Source organism: Variovorax sp. 10L421 (assembly GCF_056395365.1).
In genome coordinates this window covers 18,914-36,477 of the sequence record NZ_JBFTJJ010000003.1, presented here as the reverse complement: position 1 = coordinate 36,477, position 17,564 = coordinate 18,914, and the positions used below count along the sequence as shown (strand labels likewise).

Below are 17,564 nucleotides of genomic sequence, written 5' to 3'. Positions count from 1 at the left end.
GGCACTAACGCGCCCACCGCGCCACCCGCGGCCTGTCAGCGGGCGGCTTGACATGTCACGGCCACTGCTGGCGCTGCCAGTAGCAGTATTTCCACTGCGTTTCGAAGCCGGCGCGGCGATACAGCGACAGCGCCGCATGGTTTTGCGCATCGACCTGCAGGAACACCCGCTCGAAGCCACGTGCCGACGCGGCTTGCGCCAGCCCGGCCAGCACGCGCGCCGCCAGGCCCCGCCCCCGCTGCGCCCGCTCGGTGCGCATGCCGTGCACGCTGGCCCAGCCGTGCCCGAACGCCATCGCGCCCGCCGCCACCGTGCGGCCGCCTTCGCGCACGCTCGCATAGAGCGAGCCTTTGGCCCGCGACAGCATCCGCACGCGATGGGCCCCGTCCACCGGATCGAAGCCCTCGCCGAGGAACAGCGCCGACCAGGCGGCGTCGGGCGCGTGATCGACGTCGGCCAGCGCGCCGCCTGCGACCACCTGCCGCATGCGCTGCGCCGAGCCGACCTGCACGCAGGTCGGGCTGTCGTCGATGTAGTGGCGCCGCTCCAGCTCGGCGCGCAGGCCCTCGAAGCACGGTGCTTCGGCCAGCCGCAGCGCGGGCGTGACCTGGCGGCTGTCGTAGCGGTCCTCGATGCGGTCGAGCGTGCCGTGGTCGACCTCGCTGCGGTGCAGCGGCACGGCCGACCTGGCGCGTTTCACGGTGCCGCCGGCAAAGGGCAGCAGCCAGCCGTCGAGCTCCTCGGTCAGGTCGGGCGACACCGCCGCGATGGTGGCGCGCTCGATGGCTTCGATATCCGGGATGCCCAGGGGTGTGGTGTTCATTGTTTCGTGGCCTCCGGCGCCGTGAACTTCGCCGCGGCCACGCCCTTGAGCAGCGCTTCGCGCTGGTTCCGGCTGATCCCGCGGATACCCTCGGCAATCCACTTGATGCGGTCGGCGTCGACGTGGCCATCCTGCCGCCATTGTTCGAGCACGGCCTGCGGCTTGTGCAGCATGGCGGCGAGCCACACTGCCTGTGCCGGCTCGAGCGTGCGCGCGCTGCGCTTGAAGTAGCGGCGCGCCGCGGCCTCGGCGCCGCAGGCGTTGCCGCCCCACGGCGCGTTGTCCAGGTACAGCTGCAGGATGCGGGCCTTGCCCAGCGTCTGCTCCATCTCGACCGCGTAGAGCAGCTCGCGCAGCTTGCGCTCGGCGGTGCGGTCGCTGCCCGTCACCAGCAGCTTGGCCAGCTGCTGCGTGATCGTGCTGCCGCCGCGCCGGATCTGGCCGGGCTTCTGGTTGTTGTCGATCGACGCGAGGATCTCGGTCAGGTCGTAGCCGTTGTGGGTGAAGAAGCGCTGGTCTTCGGCGGCGATGACGGCACGCGCCAGCCAGCTGTCGTTGGCAAGCCTGGCCGACGGTCCGCAGCTGGTGCGCGCGTTGAGCATGGCCTCGGTGCCCAGCCCTTCGACGGTGAACTGGCTGATGACGGGCTGCACGGCGAAGGTGGCCTCGGGCAGTACGAGCTGGCCTCGCAGCGCGAGCGTGCCGCCGATGCGCGCGCGCTGCAGCTCGGGCAGCTGGGGCACCAGCACCGCGTACCAGCGCTCGATGGGCGCATCCTGCACGCTGGCGTTGAGCTGCAGGTTCTTCAGCGTGACCTTGCCGTCCCAATGGCCCTGCAGCCGGGTGGTGTCGGTGCTCTGGGGCGTGGCTTCGAAGGTGCCATTCAGCGTGTTGCCGTCGCGCTTCACGGTGGCGAGCAGGCGCTCGATCCTGATCGGCTGGGTGCCGAGCGCCGGCACGTCGGCGCTGCAAGGCGCGCATTGCATCTCCAGCAGCTCGCCGGCCGGCTTCCAGGCGAAGCGCACGGTGCCGAAGCGGGTGTCCAGCGAACGCCCGTCGAGATGCGGCGCGAACCACGGCGAGGTGGCCACGCGCACGGCCGTCGGAACGCCGATCTCGAAACTCAGCGGCCCCGCCTTCACCGTGGTGCTCCATTCGCCGGCGGCCGGCGCGAGCGCCAGCTTGGCTATCAGGAAGATAGCCACGCAGGCCGTAATGACCAGGGCCAGCAGGCCGAAAAGCACGAATCGCAGGGTCTTCTTCACAGGCACGTTCTCAGATCGGTCTCGCCACGGTGACAGCTTGCCACGGCCCATGGGATTGGCCGCTGGCCGCTGCCCAGTACCAGCTTGAAGTGTCTGTGAAAGCGGTGCCCCGGGCATCGACGATGCGCTCGCAAACGCGGATTTTTTGCGCTCCGTGCCGTTGCGCAACAAAACAGCGCCACAACCGTTCCTGCGCATCGCGTTCCAGGCGCGCCTGTTCGATGCGATAGCCCAGCGCGCGGTAGCAGTCCGCTGCCGGATGCAGCATGCGCGTGGGCTGCGTCACCTCGCGCATCACCAGCGTCTGCGTGCCGTCGGTCATGCGGCCGATGGCGCCGGGGAAGCGGTCGGCGAAACGCTGTTCCACGTCGCTCAGGGCCAGCGGGCGCAACGGAGCGCCGTCCCATTCACTCGGCCATTCACGCGGCACGGCGGCGGCGACCGGTTTGGCCGGCGTACGCACCGCCGCGGCGGCCGACCACAGCACGCACAGCAGCATTGCCAGCGCGAAGGCGGCCTTGTGGCCGATGCGATTGATGAAATGGTTCGCAAACCAGCGCTCAAAGAACGGTGTCGACATGGCGGCCTCCCTGGGTGGTGATCAGGCCCGGGATGGGCAGTTCGGCCGGTTCGGGCACGGGTCGTGCCGGCACCATGAGGCGGGCGATGGCGCCGCACACCACGGCCAGCACCAGCAGGCCCAGCGCGTTGTGCGCCCAGGGTGCGAGCGGATGGCCCGCGCCTTCCAAGGCGATCAGCACGCTGTTGCGCACGATGTTCCCGGCCAGCACGAGGAGGCTGACCATCGGCAGCCGGCGCAGGAAGGCCCGGTCGCTGCGCGACGCCCACAGCGCGACCGCGCAGGCCGTGAAGTAGCCGAGCCACACCATCTGCACGCCGGAGCAGGGCGCATCGACGACCACGAGCCGGCCGTCGACCACCAGGCTCGCTCCTTCACGCGCCACCTCGAAAGCGGGCGCAAGCAGCCAGCGGCTGGCCTCGGCCGTCACCACGCGCAGCGGATAGCCGGCATAGAACTGCAGCGACGACAGCAGCGGCAGCGCGAGCACCGACAGGCCGGCCACCGACAGCGCAGCCACGCGGCGCGGCAGGAAAGCGAGCAGCCCGCACGCCAGCGACAGCACGGCCACCAGCCCCGCCGCGAGCGGCGGCAGCGCGGGCATGAAGCCGAGCCCGGTGCGCAGCAGCGTCGCGAGCACGGTGCCCGCGCCCGCCAGCGCGAGCCAGCCCAGGCGCGGCGAGGCGCGCAGTTCGCGCCGGCGGCTCCAGGCCAGGGCGGCGAGCGCGACCAGCGCCAGCAGCCCCATCGGATCGTCGGAGCCGTCGCGCATGCGCTGCGCCATCCAGGCCCAGGTCGGCATCAGCGCGACGAGCTGCAGCCCGAGCCAGCCTGCGGCCGGCGTGCGGTCGATGTGGATGCCCCAATCCACGATGCGCGGGTGGCGGTGGGCGAGCGTTGCCAGAGACATTTTTTTCTTTCTCGATGGATCAGGCGGTAAGGCGGCGGGCGTCGTTGCGGCGCGCGCGGCGGCGCAGCATGGCCAGCATCGACAGCACGACGGCGATGGCGCCCAGCGATTCGGGCTCGGGCGTGCTCGGCACCTCGGCGCCCAGTGCAAGGTCGCTCACGCCTTGCGGCATCGGCAGCGGCTGGTTCACGTCCACGCTGTTCTGCGGCGCCGCATTGCGCACCACCTTGTCGACGGCGATGAAGCTCGTGTACTGCGTGAGCAGGCTGTACTTCAGGCCGAGTTCGGTAATGCGTTCCTTGAAGGCCACGCCGCCTTCCAGCGTTTCCTGGTCGCTCAGGCTCTGGATGCGGTGGCGGGCCCACAGCGTGCGCAGCGCGGCCGTGTCATGGCGGGCGCGCTCGTCGATGCGCACTTCCTGGCGGTAGGGCCCATTGGCGCTGCGGCCTTCGATGATCACGCGGCCCTTGGCTTCGCCGCGCCACTTGCCGAACACGATCACCGGGCGCTCGCCGAGCACGTCGGGCAGCGCCTGCGGCTCCACGTCGTACACGTCGAGCCCGCCGAAGGTGGCCTTCACGCTGGTGAGCACCGGCGCCTCGACCATGCGGCGAAAGCGCGCGGCCTGCTCGGGCGCCTGCACCGGGTCGGTGATGATGAAGGGCTCGCCCATGCCGGCGCGCGCAATGCCTTCCATCAGGCTGCGGTTGACCGACGAGCCGATGCCGAAGGCGAACACATTGGCCTTCGAGAGGTTGTTGCGCACCAGCTCGAAGGCTTCGCGCTCGACCGTCACGTAGCCGTCGGTCACCACCACCACGGTGCGCGACACGCTGTCTTCCTTCGGTTCGGCGTACACGCGCTTGAGCGCCGGAATGAGTTCAGTGCTGCCGCTGCCGCTGTAGTTCTGGATGGTGGCCAGCGCCTGCTCGATGTTGGCGCGCGTGGCCGGCACCGACTTCGGCGAGAGCATCCTGTTGCTGCCCGAGAACAGCAGCACGTTGAAGGTGTCGCTCGGCCGCAGGCCGCCGATCAGCCGTTCGAGCACCGTCTTCGCGGTGTCGAGCGGAAAGCCGTGCATCGAGCCCGAGATGTCGACCACGAAGATGTAGTCGCGCGGCGAAATCGCGCTGGCGGCCACGGCCTTGGGGGGCTCGACCATGGCGAGGAAGAAGTTCTCGGCGCTTCCATCCGAGTTTTGTCCCTGGCCCTTGTAGAGCATCAGGCCCGATTCGATTTTTTCACCCGCCAGGCGGTAGTCGAGCACGAAGTCGCGGTTGTCGGCGGGGCGGCCGTCGGCGGTGAGCACGATGTCGGCGTGCCGGTCTTCGTCGCTCTTCTTCACGTCGATGGCGTGCGTGGCCGAGCGGATTTCCTTCAGGCCCATCGGCGTGTCGATGCTGGCCTTGAGCTTGAAGCTGGTGTTGGGCGCCACGCCCGCGGCCAGCGTCGGTTGCGCGACCCATTTCGCTTGCGCGTTCTCCGACTGCGGGCTGTTGTAGCGCGGCCCGACCACTGTCGGGAACACGAACTGGTAGTTGCCCGACTGCGGCACCAGCAGCTCGGTGTAGCGCAGCTCCACCTTCACATCGTCGCCCGGCAGGATGTTGGCGACGTTCATCTGGAACACGTTGGGCAGGTGCTGCTCGAGCAGCGCGGCGGTCTTGCCTTCCTTCTTCGCCGTGTCGTACTCGATCTGTGCCTGCTGCTTCTCGCGGATCTGCGCGGTGATGAGCCGGTCGGCCAGGCGCACGTTGAGGCCGCTCACGGCGGCCTTGGTCGAGCCGGGAAACACGTATTTCGCCTCGATGGCGCGCTGGCCCTCGTTGCGGTAGGTCTGCGTGACCGTCACGTCGGCGATCACGCCCGAGATCTTCACCGAGACCTCGGTGCCCTTCAGGGGCAGGCGGTCGACCGAGGGATCGTCGCTCTTCACGAAGAAATAGGGGCTCTCGGTCTTCGGGCGCGCTCCGGCGGGCGCTTCCTGCGCATGCGCCGGGCGCACGCCCGTGGCGATGAAGCCCGCAGCCGCCAGGCTCACGGTGGCGAGCCAGAGCCAGCGGCCGGGACGTGGGGTGGTGTGGGCATCCATGGCGGGGTTCCTTGTCCGTGCGAACTTGCACAGCCGCAACTGTCGGCACCGCACGAGAAGGCAGTTGGAAGGCGCGTTGAAGTCGAACGGCGCCATCGGCCGCTGTGTGAAGTCTGTGTGAAGCGAGGCGGCGCGCACGCTTCACACGGCCTTCGGGTCGCGCGGCGAGCATCGCGGCTTCGCTACAGACGAGGAGAGAAGAAAATGCTTCAGTTGTTCAAGGCCGTGCTGAATTCCATGCTGGCCAAGGTCGCCGGCCTGTTGTTCCTGCTGCTGCTCCTGTGCATTCCGCTGGGGGAGATCCAATCGCTCAACCGCGCCCGCGGCGAGAGCCAGCGCGAAGCGGCCGACGAGCTCGCCGCCACCTATGCCGGGCGCCAGACGATGGTCGGCCCGCTGCTGCTGGTGCCGTACGTGGAGCGCTGGATGGAGCCGCTGCGCAACGCGCAAGGCAAGGTGATCGGCCAGGAGCCGCGCAGCAAGGAAATGGCCCACGTGGTGTTCCCGGACAAGCTGCACATCGAGGGCTCGATGGCGCCGCAGGAACGCTACCGCGGCATCTTCAGGATTCCGTTCTACACACTCAGCGCCACGCTCACCGGTGGCTTCGCTGCCTTCGACCCGAAGGCCGTGGCGCACAGCGAGGCCGATTCGAAGATCGAATTCAAGGCGCCCTTCATCGCCTTCAACGTGAGCGACCTGCGCGGCCTCGACGGTTCGCCAGCGATGACGATGGGCGGCGAGGCGCTGCGTTTCAGGCAGCGCGTGCCGGGCCTGGCCGATAGCGCCTGGTTTGCCGACGGCATCCACGCACCGGTCACGGGCGCGGCGCTCACCGCATGGCAGGCCGGTACGCCGGTTTCTTTCGACATGAAGCTCGGCCTGGTCGGGCAGGACACACTCGCCATCGCGCCCATCGCCGAGGAAACGACTGCGCACCTGCGTTCGCCCTGGGCGCACCCCAGCTTCGGCGGGCGTTTTCTCGCGGCCGAGCGCAGCGTGACGCCGCAGGGCTTCGACGCGCACTGGCGCGTGTCCTCGCTCGTGACTTCGGCGCGCGAACAGGTGCGCGCGGGTCTCTCGGCCCGCGGCGGTCCCGCCGACGACAACGCCGCCGCCGCAGTTGTTGCCACCGCCGCGCACCGCAACACAGGTCCGCTGCAGACCTTCGACGTGTCGCTCGCGCAGCCGATCAACGTCTATTCGATGAGCACGCGCGCCGGCAAGTACGGCGTGCTGTTCATCGGGCTGGTGCTGATGGCCGCCTTCATGTTCGAGCTGTTCCGCAAGCTGCGCCTGCACCCGATCCAGTACGGGCTGGTCGGCCTGTCGATCGCGCTGTTCTTCCTGCTGCTGCTCGCGCTCTCCGAGAAATTCGCGTTCTGGATGGCCTACGCGGGCGCCGCCGCGGCGAGCGTCGCCCTGCTGACCGTGTACTTCAGCACAGTCCTCGGAGGCTGGCGGCGCGGCCTGTCGTTCGGCGCCTTCGTTGCGCTGCTCTATGGCGCGCTCTACGGCCTGCTGGCTTCCGAAAGCAACGCGCTGCTGCTGGGTGCGCTGCTGATTTTCGGCATGCTGGCGGTGCTGATGCTGGTCACGCGCAAGGTCGACTGGTACGCGCTCTCTCGCCGCGTGGAACCGGCTTCGGTCGCGGCACCCGAAGCGCAGGCGCCATGAAGCTGCTGAGGGCGCGCGGCCGAAAACCGTTTCAAGACGTGTCGAAACATTCGGATGCCGCGATCATGCCGGGCCATGCCATCCTTGCGGAACTCGACGCCGAATATCCGGTCTCTTTCTCGCGCAAAATCGTGCAACAGGTGATTCGAGGCGAATGGGGCTGTCAGGGCCTGCTCGTCACCGACGATTTCACGATGGGCGCGGCCTGCAACCGCGGTCTCTGCGATGCCACCGTCCGCGCCCTTGGCGCCAGGGTGGACCTGTTGCCGATCGCCTTCGACCAAGACAAGTATTTCGATGCCATGCATTGCGCGCAGCAGGCGGCGCAGTGCGGCGCGCTCGACCTCTCGATGCTGGAACGCAGCAGCGCGCGGCGGCTCCAACCTTTCGCCAGCCAGTAGCCAATTCCTATGTTCAAACGCTCAAGCCCCCAACCTTCCGACGACGACAGCGCGGCGCCGGTCGATCCCCGCCACCGCTGGAAACGCATTGCCGGCTGGGGCGCCATCGGGGTGGGCTCCGGCGCGCTCGTGGTGCTGGTCGCGGCCATCGTCGCGGTGGTTGCCATCTACCCGAAGCTGCCCGATGTCTCGGAGCTTTCCGACTACCGCCCCAAGCTGCCGCTGCGCGTGTACTCGACCGAGGGCCAGCTGATCGGCGAGTTCGGTGAAGAGCGCCGCAACCTCACGCCCTTCGCCAGCATTCCGAAGGTCATGAAGGACGCTGTGCTGGCCGTGGAAGACGCGCGCTTCTACGACCACGGCGGGGTGGACTACAAGGGCTTCCTGCGCGCCGCGGTCGCCAGCCTGAAGGGTGGCCGCAAGCAGGGCGCATCGACCATCACGATGCAGGTGGCGCGCAACGTCTACCTGAGCTCCGAGCGGACGATGAGCCGCAAGACCTACGAGATCCTGCTGGCGCTGCGGCTCGAACGGCAGCTCACCAAGGACCAGATCCTCGAGATCTACCTGAACCAGATCTACCTCGGCAACCGTGCCTACGGCTTTGCCGCCGCCGCCGAAACCTACTTCGGCAAGCCGCTGCAGAACGTCACCGTCGCCGAAGCCGCGATGCTGGCCGGCCTGCCGAAGGCGCCCGGCGCCAACAACCCGGTGGCCAATCCGCGCCGCGCGCGGGCGCGCCAGCTGTATGTGATCGACCGCATGCACGAAACCGGCTTCATCACCGCCGAGCAGGCCGCCGAAGCCAAGAAGGAAGAACTCCACCTGCGCGACGCCGGCGACCCGAACCGCCTGCATGCCGAATACGTGGCCGAGACGGTGCGCCAGATGATGTACGCGCAGTACGGCGACAGCATCTACACCAGCGGCATGAAGGTCTACACCTCGCTCGTGGCGGCCGACCAGGCCGCGGCCTACCGGTCGCTGCGCAAGGGCATCATGGACTACGAACGGCGCCAGCCTTATCGCGGCCCGGAGAAGTTCGTCGACCTGCCGACCGAGCAGAAGGAAGTCGACGAGGCCGTGGACGACGCGCTCGCCGAGCATCCCGACAACGGCGACGTGGTGGCTGCCGTGGTGCTCGACGCGAACGCCAAGGAAATCAGCGCCGTGCGCGCCAATGGCGAAACCATCCAGATTACTGGCGATGGCCTGAAGCCCGCGCAGTCCGGCCTTGCCGCGAAGGCGCCGCCCAACATCAAGATCCGCCGCGGCGCCGTGATCCGCGTGGCGAAGACGCCGAAGAACACGTGGGAAATCACGCAGCTGCCGGAAGTCGAAGGCGCCTTCATCGGCATGGACCCGCGCAGCGGCGCCATCAAGGCGCTGGTGGGCGGTTTCGATTTCGGCAAGAACAAGTTCAACCACGTCACGCAGGCCTGGCGCCAGCCGGGCTCGAGCTTCAAGCCCTTCATCTATTCGGCCGCACTCGAAAAGGGCTTCACGCCCGCCACCGTGGTGAACGACGCGCCGCTGTACTTCGATGCCGCCGCCAACGGCGGCCAGCCGTGGGAGCCGAAGAACTTCGAGGGCACCTACGAAGGCCCGATGCCGCTGCGCACCGCGCTGATGAAATCGAAGAACCTCGTCACGCTGCGCGTGCTGCAGTCGATCGGCGCGCCCTATGCGCAGGACTGGGTCACCAAGTTCGGCTTCGACAAGGACAAGCATCCCGCCAACCTGCCGATGGGCCTGGGTGCCGGTTCCGTCACGCCGATGCAGATGGCGGTGGGCTACTCCGTGTTCGCCAACGGCGGCTATCGCGTCAATCCGTACCTCGTCACGCGCGTCACCGACCTGAGGGACAAGGTCATCATGGAAACCGAAGCGCCGGTGCTCGACGAAACACGCCGCGCCATTCCGCAGCGCAACGCTTTCATCATGGACTCGCTGCTGCAGAGCGTGGTGAAGAGCGGCACCGGCTTCAAGGCCCACCAGGCGCTGAAGCGCGACGACCTCTATGGCAAGACCGGCACCACCAATGATTCCTTCGACACCTGGTTCGCGGGTTTCCAGCCGACCATGGTCGGCATCGCGTGGATCGGCTACGACACGCCGCGCCAACTCGGCGTGCGCGGCGAAACCGGCGGCAGCCTGAGCCTGCCGATCTGGATCGGCTACATGCAGACAGCACTGCAGGGCGTGCCCGTGACGCAGCCGGCCGAACCGGCGGGCGTGGTGAACGTCGACGGCGAGTGGTACTTCGACGATTTCACGCCGGGCCACAGCGTGGCGAGCCTGGGCCTGGAGAACAGCGAGACGCCGCCACCGCCGGCCGAAGAACTCACGGGTGCGCCAATCGGGGCACCGCCGCCGCCCGAAGAGCGCAACAAGATCCTCGATTTCTTCCGCTAGAAGTCGAAGCGGAAAAAGCGAAGGCGGGTCGCGGTGCCTACACTCGGTGCTGCTTCCCGCCTTCTCTTTTTTTCTCCACGCATACATGGAAATTCTTACTCTGGTGGCGCTTTTTGCCGCCGGCTTCTACATCCTCAAGTCCAGGGAACAGCGCCTGCGCATCGCGCTGCTGGCCAGCCACCTCGGCCGCCACCAGATCGAGAAGCTGATGGAAAGCCTCACCTCCGGCTACATGCGCTGCCTCGGCGAAGACGACGCCGAGCGCCGCCAGCAGATCTGGCACTTGCTGGACGCCACCGAGGAAAAGCTCTCCGCCCAGCTCGACAGCTTCGCCGCCGAGTTCTCGCGCTTGCCCGAAGCTGTCACGCGCGTAAGCAAACTGCCGGTTGCCATTCCGATGTTCACCCACTTCTTTCCGGCCGCGACCTTCGACATGCGGCAGGCCCTGCTGATCCACGCGAGCGGCATCGCCGGCGTCATGCGCAACGAAGCCGGCCGTACGCCCAAGTCGAAGGCCTTCACCATGTCGGCCGAGCTGTTCCTGATGCAGCACACCTGCCACTGGTACTGCCGCTCGAAGACGGTGGCGTCGGCACGCATGATCGCGCAGCACCAGACGCAATATCTGCAGGCGCTCGGGGCGGTGAGCCCGGAGACGCGCCGTGCGTACAGCGCGCTGATCGGCCGTCCCGCGGCTCAATGATTTGACAACAGCGGCAGCGTGAGCGTCGCCACGGCCCCGCCGCGCGACGCATTGCCGAGCTCGATGCGGCCGCGGTGCAATGCCGCGATCTCCTTCACGAACGCCAGCCCCAGCCCCGTGCTCTTCTTCTGGCTGTGCGGCCTGGCGAGCGAATAGAACTTCTCGAAGACCTTTTCCTGCGCGTACTCCGGAATGCCCGGACCGCGGTCGCGCACGCTCACACGGGCGAGCTTCGACGTGGTTTCCAGCGTGAGCAGCACTTCGCTGTCGCGCGGTGAAAAATCGATGGCGTTGTCCAGCAGGTTGCTGATCGCGCGGCGCAGCAGGAACGGGTCGCCTTCCGTGCGGGCTTCGTCGCGGATGTTCACGAGCAACTTGATGTTGCGCCTTGCAGCCGCTGGCTGCGCGCTGATGGCGATGTCGTCGATCAGCGAAGCCAGCGCCACCGGCTCGGTGCGGTCCAGCGTGCGCCGCGTCTCGAGCGCAGTGAGCTCCATCATGCGGTCGACGATTTCCTGGATGCGTTGCGTCTCGCCTTCGATATTCTTCAGGAAGCGTTCGCGCTCGGCATGCGGCATCGACGGCTCCTGCAGCAGCTCGGCCGCGCCGCGGATGGCGGAGAGCGGACTCTTCACCTCGTGCGTGAAGGTCTGCACGTAGTCGGCCACGTAGTTGCGGCCGGTCAGCGCGTCGCGCATCTCGCTGAAGCCGGTACGCACGCCGTCGACCGCGCGCCGCGCCATGCGCGCCAGGCTCAGGCTGCGCTGTGCGCGCACCCAGGTCCAGTAGTCGCGGATCAGGCCGAAGGGGCGCACCAGCCACACAGAAACGATGAGCGTGAGCAGCAGCAGTGCGAGCGCCGAACCGACGCCGACCCAGATGGTGCGCATGCGTGCGTCTTCCACGAACTGGCCGAAGCTCTGCACCGGCTTGCCGACGCTGACCATGCCGACGATCTCGTTGTTCCAGCGAATGGGCGCGCCCACGTACATGACCGAAGTGCGCGGATCGCCATCGACGTCGCGCGAAGTGCGTGCGCCGTACAGGCCGGCGAGCGTGCGGCTCACGTCGCTCCACTGCGAATAGTCGGCGCCAAGATGCCTGCCGAGCGAATCGAACATCACGCGCCCGCTGCGGTCGGTGACGTAGACGCGCAGCTCGACGCGGCTCTTGTGCAGGTTGTAGATCTGCGCCGAGAACTCGCGCGCGTAGACGGTGCGGAACAGCGGCTCGAGCCGTGCGGTGTTGATGGCCCCGGCAATCACATCCTGCTCGACCAGGCTTGCCATGAACTGGGAGGTCTCGACCAGCGATTCCTCGGCCGACTCGCGGTAGCGCGGATCGATGTCGGAAACAACGCGATAGAGGAGGAAGGCGATGCCCGCCGTGTAGATCAGCAGGATGCCGATGAAGATGCGCGTGCGTCTTGTCACGACGCCTTGGTCGGCAGTTCTTCGTTCAGTGCGTAGCCGGTGCCGCGCAGCGTGCGGATCGGCTCGACTTCGGGCGCGATCGCCTTGAGCTTGGCGCGCAGGGTCTTGATGTGCGCGTCGACCGTCCGGTCGAAGCTGTCGCTGGAATCGTCCCAGACCAGTTCGAGCAGTTCGTCGCGCGTGAAGACGCGCCCCGGGCGCTGCACCAGCAGTCTCAGCAGGCCGTATTCGTAGCGCGAGAGCTCGAGCACGCGGCCGTAATAGCGGATCTGCATGCGCTCGTGGTCGAGCGAGAAGGGCATTGCGGGTGCTTGAGGGCTCTCAGGAGGCGTCTGGGCCGGAATTTGATGGGGCACCCCATGGTTTGCAACCGCGGCTGTTGCCGGGGCTCCTGCGCCGTTTCTCGCGCTGCGCCGCAGGATGGTCCGCACGCGGGCGACGAGTTCGCGCGGCGAGAACGGCTTGGCGATGTAGTCGTCCGCGCCCAGTTCGAGGCCCACCACGCGGTCTATTTCGTCGCTGCGGGCGGTCAGGAACACCATCGGCACCTCCGGGCCGCCCATGGCCTGGTTCAGCGCCTGGAGGCGCTTGAAGAGCTCGAAACCGTTGAGATCGGGCAACCCGATGTCCAGGATGGCCAGGGCCGGCGCCTCCTGCGCGAACTGGGCAATGGCTTCCTCAGCCGTGGCACACCACACCGGCGTGAATCCGTCGCTTTTCAGGACGTACTGCAACGTGTCGGCGATGCCCGATTCGTCTTCGGCGATCAGGATCCGGGGTTTGAAGCTCATCCGCGAATGTTAGCGAGGGGAACGCGCCGGGAGGACCGGTTTGGACCGGAGGCGCCGTGGACCGGCGCGGCCGTTCGCGGCTTTTTTTTCGGGCGCAGCTTTCCCCTTTCCCATCTTCTTATTCTTCTTATTCAAATTAGTAGTAGTAGATAAGGGTCGCCCACTTCTGTGGACATGCCGCTTTTTTCGTTATGCGACAAGCACTTGTCATACCTCTGTCACTGTGCGCAGCCGCGCTTCGGGTTTGTACCCGGCATATGAACAACATGGGGTACCCGCTCCGGCCTGTGGATAACCGATGCCTTGTTCAAAAAATGTCCCCAGAGTTGTCCTTTGACGCACCCCGGAAAATCTGCGAAAGGCGGTTTCCGGCGCGAGAAATCCATTGCTGAAAATTTGGGCAAACTGTTTATTTCCCTTGTAAATCAATGACTTGCCGAACCACTACACAGAAGTGCCGACGTTATCCACAGAGTTGCCCAAGGTTTGTGGGGAGAACCGGCGGCGGAACCTTCGCCAGCCATGGCGACCGAACCGGATCCTTCATATTGCGAAATTTCGTACAAATGACACCTTCAGAAACAAAGTCGATAGTTACCCTGTCGCTGCTGGCTGCCTTTGTCGACGGCGAGAAGCACGAGCGCGAGCGCGCCGAGATCAAGCGGATTGCCGAGGGCCTGTCGCAGGCCGACGGCCTGAACCTGCCGACGCTCTACCAGGACGTGCTGATGAAGCGCGTGTCGCTGGCTTCGGTGGCCGGGGAGCTGAAAAGCACCGAGTCGAGGCAGCTGGCCTACGAGATGGCGGTGTGCGTGTGCGATGCCGACGGCACGCAGTCGGAGGCCGAGCGGATGTTCCTGGCGGACGTGCGAACTTCGCTGGGGCTGGATGCTTCGGCGGCCGCGTTCTCGCAGCGCGCGGAAGACATCGCGGCGGTGCCGGTGGCTACGGCCGCTGGGGGCAGTGCCGTGGCGGCGCCCGGTACGCCGGACAGCGCCGAGCTCGACAAATCGATCCTCAATGCCGCCATCCTCAACGGCGCGCTGGAACTGCTGCCCGAGACGCTCTCGACCATGGCGATCATTCCGTTGCAGATGAAGCTGGTCTACCGCATCGGCCAGTCGTACGGCTACCAGCTCGACAGCGGTCACGTGAAGGATTTCCTGGCGACTGTCGGCGTGGGCCTGACCTCGCAGTACCTGGAGCAGGCCGGTCGCAAGCTCCTCGGCGGATTGCTCGGCAAGGCCGGCGGTGGCTTGCTGCGCGGGCTGGGCAACCAGGCCGTGAGCTCGGGGATGAGCTTCGCCTCGACCTATGCACTGGGCCATGTGGCCAAGCGCTACTATGCCGGCGGCCGGACCTTTTCGACGCAGATGCTGAAGGACGCGTTCTCGGGCGTGGTGAAGGAAGGGCAGAGCCTGCAGACGCAGTACCTGCCGGCGATCCAGGAAAAGGCCCGCACGCTGGATGTGGGCAAGGTTCTTTCGCTGGTGCGGGGCGCCTGATCTAGACCTTGCTCAGGTCATCGAGGATGGGGCAATCCGGTCTGGCGTCGCCGTGGCAGCAGTGCACCAGGTGGGCCAACGTGTTGCGCATGGATTGCATGTCCGCAATGCGCTGCTCAAGTTCGCCGAGGTGCTTCTCGGCGATGCGCTTCACGCTGGCGCTCGTGCGTCGGCGGTTGTGCCACAGCCCGACGAGTTCGGCGATTTCTTCCATTGAAAACCCGAGGTCGCGCGAGCGCTTGATGAAGCGCAGCGTGTGGATGTCGGCATCGCCGTATTGGCGATAGCCGCTTTCGGTGCGCGCCACCGCCGGCAGCAGGCCCAGCCCTTCGTAGTGGCGGACCATGCGGGCCGACACGCCGGAGCGCTGCGCCGCTTCGCCGATGGCGACGTGGCCCGCGCTCATTGAACGGCGTAGCCCGCGTTCTCGATCGCGGCGACGATGTCCTTGCGCGGCTGTTCGCTCAGCACGTCGACATGGCCGGTCTCGAGGTCGACCGTGACCTGTGCTTCGGGGTCCACCGTTTGCACCGCGTTCTGCACCGCGCTCACGCAGTGGCCGCAGCTCATGCCCGTGACCTGGAATTTCTGGCTCATCGTGATGGCTCCTTGGAAGTGATGGAAGTATGTGAGACGCAAGTTTGAACCCTCTCACGATGTCAATGTCCAGCAAAGGGACACTGGATCTGCCACTTGACCTTGCCATCGTGTGAGGCTTTAGCCTCGGGACATGGAAAATCTGCAATCTCCTCCAATGACGCTGGACCTCTCGGTCGGCGGCATGACCTGCGCCTCGTGCGTGATGCGCGTCGAGCGCGCGCTCAAGAATGTGCCGGGCGTGCAGGACGTGAGCGTGAATCTCGCGACCGAGTCGGCCCGCGTGGTCACGAGCGGCAACGAAGGCATGGACGTTCGCCTGCGCCGCGCCGTGCGCGCCGCCGGCTACGAACCGCGGGCGGCAAGCACCGCGGCCGACGAAGCCGCTGCGCTGTCGCCCTGGCACGGTTTCGGCCCGGTCGCTGTGGGCCTGGCACTGTCGATCCCATTGCTGGCGCCCATGCTCGGTGATCCTTTCGGGCAGGACTGGATGCTGCCGCCATGGTTGCAGCTGCTGCTCGCGACACCGGTGCAGTTCTGGCTGGGCGCACGCTTCTATCGCGCTGGCTGGCATGCGGCGAAAGCGCGCACCGGCAACATGGACCTGCTGGTGGCTCTCGGCACCAGCGCGGCCTTCGGCCTGTCGCTCTGGCTCTGGTGGCGCGTGGCGACCGGCGAGCATGCGGGCCATGGCGAGATGCCGCACCTGTACTTCGAGGCTTCGGCGGTGGTGATCACGCTGGTGCTGCTCGGTAAGTGGCTGGAGGCGCGCGCCAAGCGCCAGGCCACGTCAGCGATCCGCGCGTTGCAGCAGCTGCGGCCCGAAGTGGCGCACCTGGTGGGCGCGCGCGGCAAGGAAAGCGACGTGCCGCTGGCCGAGGTGATGGTGGGCGACCGCCTCGCGGTGCGGCCCGGCGAGCGCGTGCCGGCCGACGCACGGGTGATCGAAGGGCAGTCCGAAGTCGATGAATCGATGCTCACCGGCGAGCCGCTGCCGGTGGCCAAGGGACCGGGCGATGCGTTGACCGGCGGCGCCGTCAATGGCGACGGGCGCATGGTCATCGAAGTGAGCGCGGTCGGCGCCGAGAGCGTGCTCGCGCGCATCATCCGGCTGGTCGAAGATGCACAGGCTGCGAAGGCGCCGATCCAGCGGCTGGTGGACAAGGTGGCGGCCGTGTTCGTGCCGGTGGTGCTGGTGATTGCGCTCGTCACGTTCGCTGGCTGGATGATGGCGGGCGCAGGCATCGAGACCGCATTGATCCACGCCGTGGCCGTGCTCGTCATTGCCTGTCCATGTGCGCTGGGCCTTGCGACACCGGTCGCGGTGATGGCAGGCACGGGCGTGGCGGCACGGCACGGCATTCTGATCAAGGATGCGCGTGCATTGGAAATTGCGCACCGCGTCGATACCGTCGCGTTCGACAAGACAGGCACGTTGACGGTGGGCCGGCCGGTGTTGACTGCGCTGGTACCGGCGGCGGGTATTCGGGCAACCGAAGACCAACTGCTGGCAACTGCCGCCAGCTTGCAAAGCGGCAGCGAGCATCCGCTGGCCAAGGCCGTGCTGGCCGCCGCAGCGCAGCGCAACCTGCAGCCGCGCGCATTGAGCGCGATGCAGGCGATGCCGGGCCGGGGTGTGCGCGGCGATGTCGATGGCGTCACCTGGGCCATCGCCAGCCTGCGCTGGTGCCGCGAACTCGACGCGATGCCCGAAGCCGCCGATGTCGACGGCCTGCAGGCGCAAGGTGCCACCGTGTCTGCATTGCTACGCTTCGATGAGGCGGGCGCCGCGCATCTACAGGCATTGCTCGCTTTCGCCGACGAGCCCAAGCCGCAAGCCGCCGAAGCCATCCGCACGCTGCATGCGCGTGGCCTGCGCGTGGTGATGATCTCGGGCGACAACCTGCGCGCGGCCCAGGCCATGGCCGCACGGCTCGGCATCGCGGCCGAAGACGTGCGTGCCGACGTGCTGCCCGCCGACAAGGCGGCGCAGGTCGGTGCGCTGAGGAAGAACGGACACGTCGTAGCGATGGTCGGCGACGGCGCCAACGACGCGCCCGCGCTGGCAGCGGCCGATGTGGGCATCGCGATGGCGCCTTCGGGCGGCGGCACCGACGTGGCGATGGAAGCAGCCGGCATCACGCTGATGCGCGGCGACCTCGCGCTGGTGGCGCAGGCCTTCGAGCTTTCGGGCCGCACGGTCGCGAAGATCCGGCAGAACCTGTTCTGGGCCTTCGCCTACAACGTGGCCGGCATCCCGCTTGCGGCCTTCGGCCTGTTGAGCCCGGTGGTGGCCGGTGCTGCCATGGCGTTGTCGAGCGTGAGCGTGATGGCCAATGCGCTACTGCTGCGGCGCTGGAGGGCCTGAGGCT

General features: G+C 67.2%; 15 protein-coding genes. 6 read left to right on the top strand and 9 right to left on the bottom strand.

The window, feature by feature from the left end; translation table 11 throughout:
- Positions 1 to 55: 55 nt before the first annotated feature.
- From AC1DFC_RS06465 to AC1DFC_RS06445, 5 genes are read right to left on the bottom strand one after another with little or no spacing between them, the layout of a single operon-like run.
- Complete coding sequence (locus tag AC1DFC_RS06465) at positions 56 to 823, bottom strand: GNAT family N-acetyltransferase (RefSeq protein WP_413313639.1); 768 nt, start codon at positions 821 to 823, stop codon at positions 56 to 58.
- The gene (locus AC1DFC_RS06460) at positions 820 to 2,088 is read right to left on the bottom strand and encodes a biosynthetic peptidoglycan transglycosylase (protein WP_413334936.1); all 1,269 of its coding nucleotides are present in this window, start codon (positions 2,086 to 2,088) and stop codon (positions 820 to 822) included. The genes AC1DFC_RS06465 and AC1DFC_RS06460 overlap by 4 nt, the downstream gene beginning before the upstream one ends.
- Positions 2,089 to 2,098: 10 nt before the next feature.
- Positions 2,099 to 2,668, bottom strand: a complete 570-nt coding sequence (locus AC1DFC_RS06455) for a hypothetical protein (RefSeq protein ID WP_413334934.1) — start codon at positions 2,666 to 2,668, stop codon at positions 2,099 to 2,101.
- The gene (gene xrtQ / locus AC1DFC_RS06450) at positions 2,649 to 3,578 is read right to left on the bottom strand and encodes an exosortase Q (protein ID WP_478178846.1); all 930 of its coding nucleotides are present in this window, start codon (positions 3,576 to 3,578) and stop codon (positions 2,649 to 2,651) included. Before xrtQ ends, AC1DFC_RS06455 begins: the two co-directional genes overlap by 20 nt.
- A gap of 19 nt (positions 3,579 to 3,597) precedes the next feature.
- Positions 3,598 to 5,670 carry a VIT and vWA domain-containing protein gene (locus AC1DFC_RS06445; RefSeq protein ID WP_478178845.1) on the bottom strand — a complete coding sequence of 691 codons (2,073 nt, stop codon included), beginning with the start codon at positions 5,668 to 5,670 and terminating at the stop codon, positions 3,598 to 3,600.
- Positions 5,671 to 5,874: 204 nt separating this feature from the next.
- On the opposite strand from AC1DFC_RS06445, the gene creD reads away from it, so the two are divergent.
- The 4 genes from creD to AC1DFC_RS06425 all read left to right on the top strand — a co-directional run bounded on the left by creD (position 5,875) and on the right by AC1DFC_RS06425 (position 10,866).
- Positions 5,875 to 7,347 carry a cell envelope integrity protein CreD gene (gene creD, locus AC1DFC_RS06440; RefSeq protein ID WP_478178844.1) on the top strand — a complete coding sequence of 491 codons (1,473 nt, stop codon included), beginning with the start codon at positions 5,875 to 5,877 and terminating at the stop codon, positions 7,345 to 7,347.
- A complete protein-coding gene (locus AC1DFC_RS06435; protein ID WP_413334926.1) occupies positions 7,344 to 7,748 on the top strand; it encodes a glycoside hydrolase family 3 N-terminal domain-containing protein in 405 nt (134 codons plus the stop codon). The genes creD and AC1DFC_RS06435 overlap by 4 nt, the downstream gene beginning before the upstream one ends.
- Positions 7,749 to 7,757: 9 nt before the next feature.
- On the top strand, positions 7,758 to 10,163 hold the full coding sequence (locus AC1DFC_RS06430; protein WP_007833633.1) for a penicillin-binding protein 1A: 2,406 nt from the start codon (positions 7,758 to 7,760) through the stop codon (positions 10,161 to 10,163).
- 85 nt (positions 10,164 to 10,248) lie between these two features.
- Positions 10,249 to 10,866: a hypothetical protein gene (locus tag AC1DFC_RS06425; RefSeq protein ID WP_413334924.1), complete on the top strand. Its 618-nt coding sequence runs from the start codon at positions 10,249 to 10,251 to the stop codon at positions 10,864 to 10,866.
- Here AC1DFC_RS06425 and creC read toward each other — a convergent pair.
- Both creC and creB read right to left on the bottom strand, forming a co-directional pair.
- A complete protein-coding gene (creC, locus tag AC1DFC_RS06420) occupies positions 10,860 to 12,299 on the bottom strand; it encodes a two-component system sensor histidine kinase CreC (protein ID WP_413334922.1) in 1,440 nt (479 codons plus the stop codon). The genes AC1DFC_RS06425 and creC overlap by 7 nt on opposite strands.
- Positions 12,296 to 13,090 (bottom strand): two-component system response regulator CreB, encoded by a 795-nt coding sequence (creB, locus tag AC1DFC_RS06415; RefSeq protein ID WP_007833628.1) that lies wholly within the window; start codon positions 13,088 to 13,090, stop codon positions 12,296 to 12,298. The genes creC and creB overlap by 4 nt, the downstream gene beginning before the upstream one ends.
- 566 nt (positions 13,091 to 13,656) lie before the next feature.
- On the opposite strand from creB, the gene AC1DFC_RS06410 reads away from it, so the two are divergent.
- The gene (locus AC1DFC_RS06410; protein WP_413334920.1) at positions 13,657 to 14,595 is read left to right on the top strand and encodes a YcjF family protein; all 939 of its coding nucleotides are present in this window, start codon (positions 13,657 to 13,659) and stop codon (positions 14,593 to 14,595) included.
- 1 nt (position 14,596) lies between these two features.
- On the opposite strand, the gene cueR is transcribed toward AC1DFC_RS06410, so the two are convergent.
- Together cueR and AC1DFC_RS06400 are read right to left on the bottom strand one after the other, a co-directional pair.
- Positions 14,597 to 15,001: a Cu(I)-responsive transcriptional regulator gene (gene cueR, locus AC1DFC_RS06405; protein ID WP_007833624.1), complete on the bottom strand. Its 405-nt coding sequence runs from the start codon at positions 14,999 to 15,001 to the stop codon at positions 14,597 to 14,599.
- Positions 14,998 to 15,192, bottom strand: a complete 195-nt coding sequence (locus AC1DFC_RS06400) for a heavy-metal-associated domain-containing protein (RefSeq protein ID WP_007833622.1) — start codon at positions 15,190 to 15,192, stop codon at positions 14,998 to 15,000. Before AC1DFC_RS06400 ends, cueR begins: the two co-directional genes overlap by 4 nt.
- Before the next feature lie 157 nt (positions 15,193 to 15,349).
- On the opposite strand from AC1DFC_RS06400, the gene AC1DFC_RS06395 reads away from it, so the two are divergent.
- Entirely contained in the window at positions 15,350 to 17,560 is a 2,211-nt protein-coding gene (locus AC1DFC_RS06395) for a heavy metal translocating P-type ATPase (RefSeq protein ID WP_478178843.1), read from the top strand.
- Positions 17,561 to 17,564: the final 4 nt, after the last annotated feature.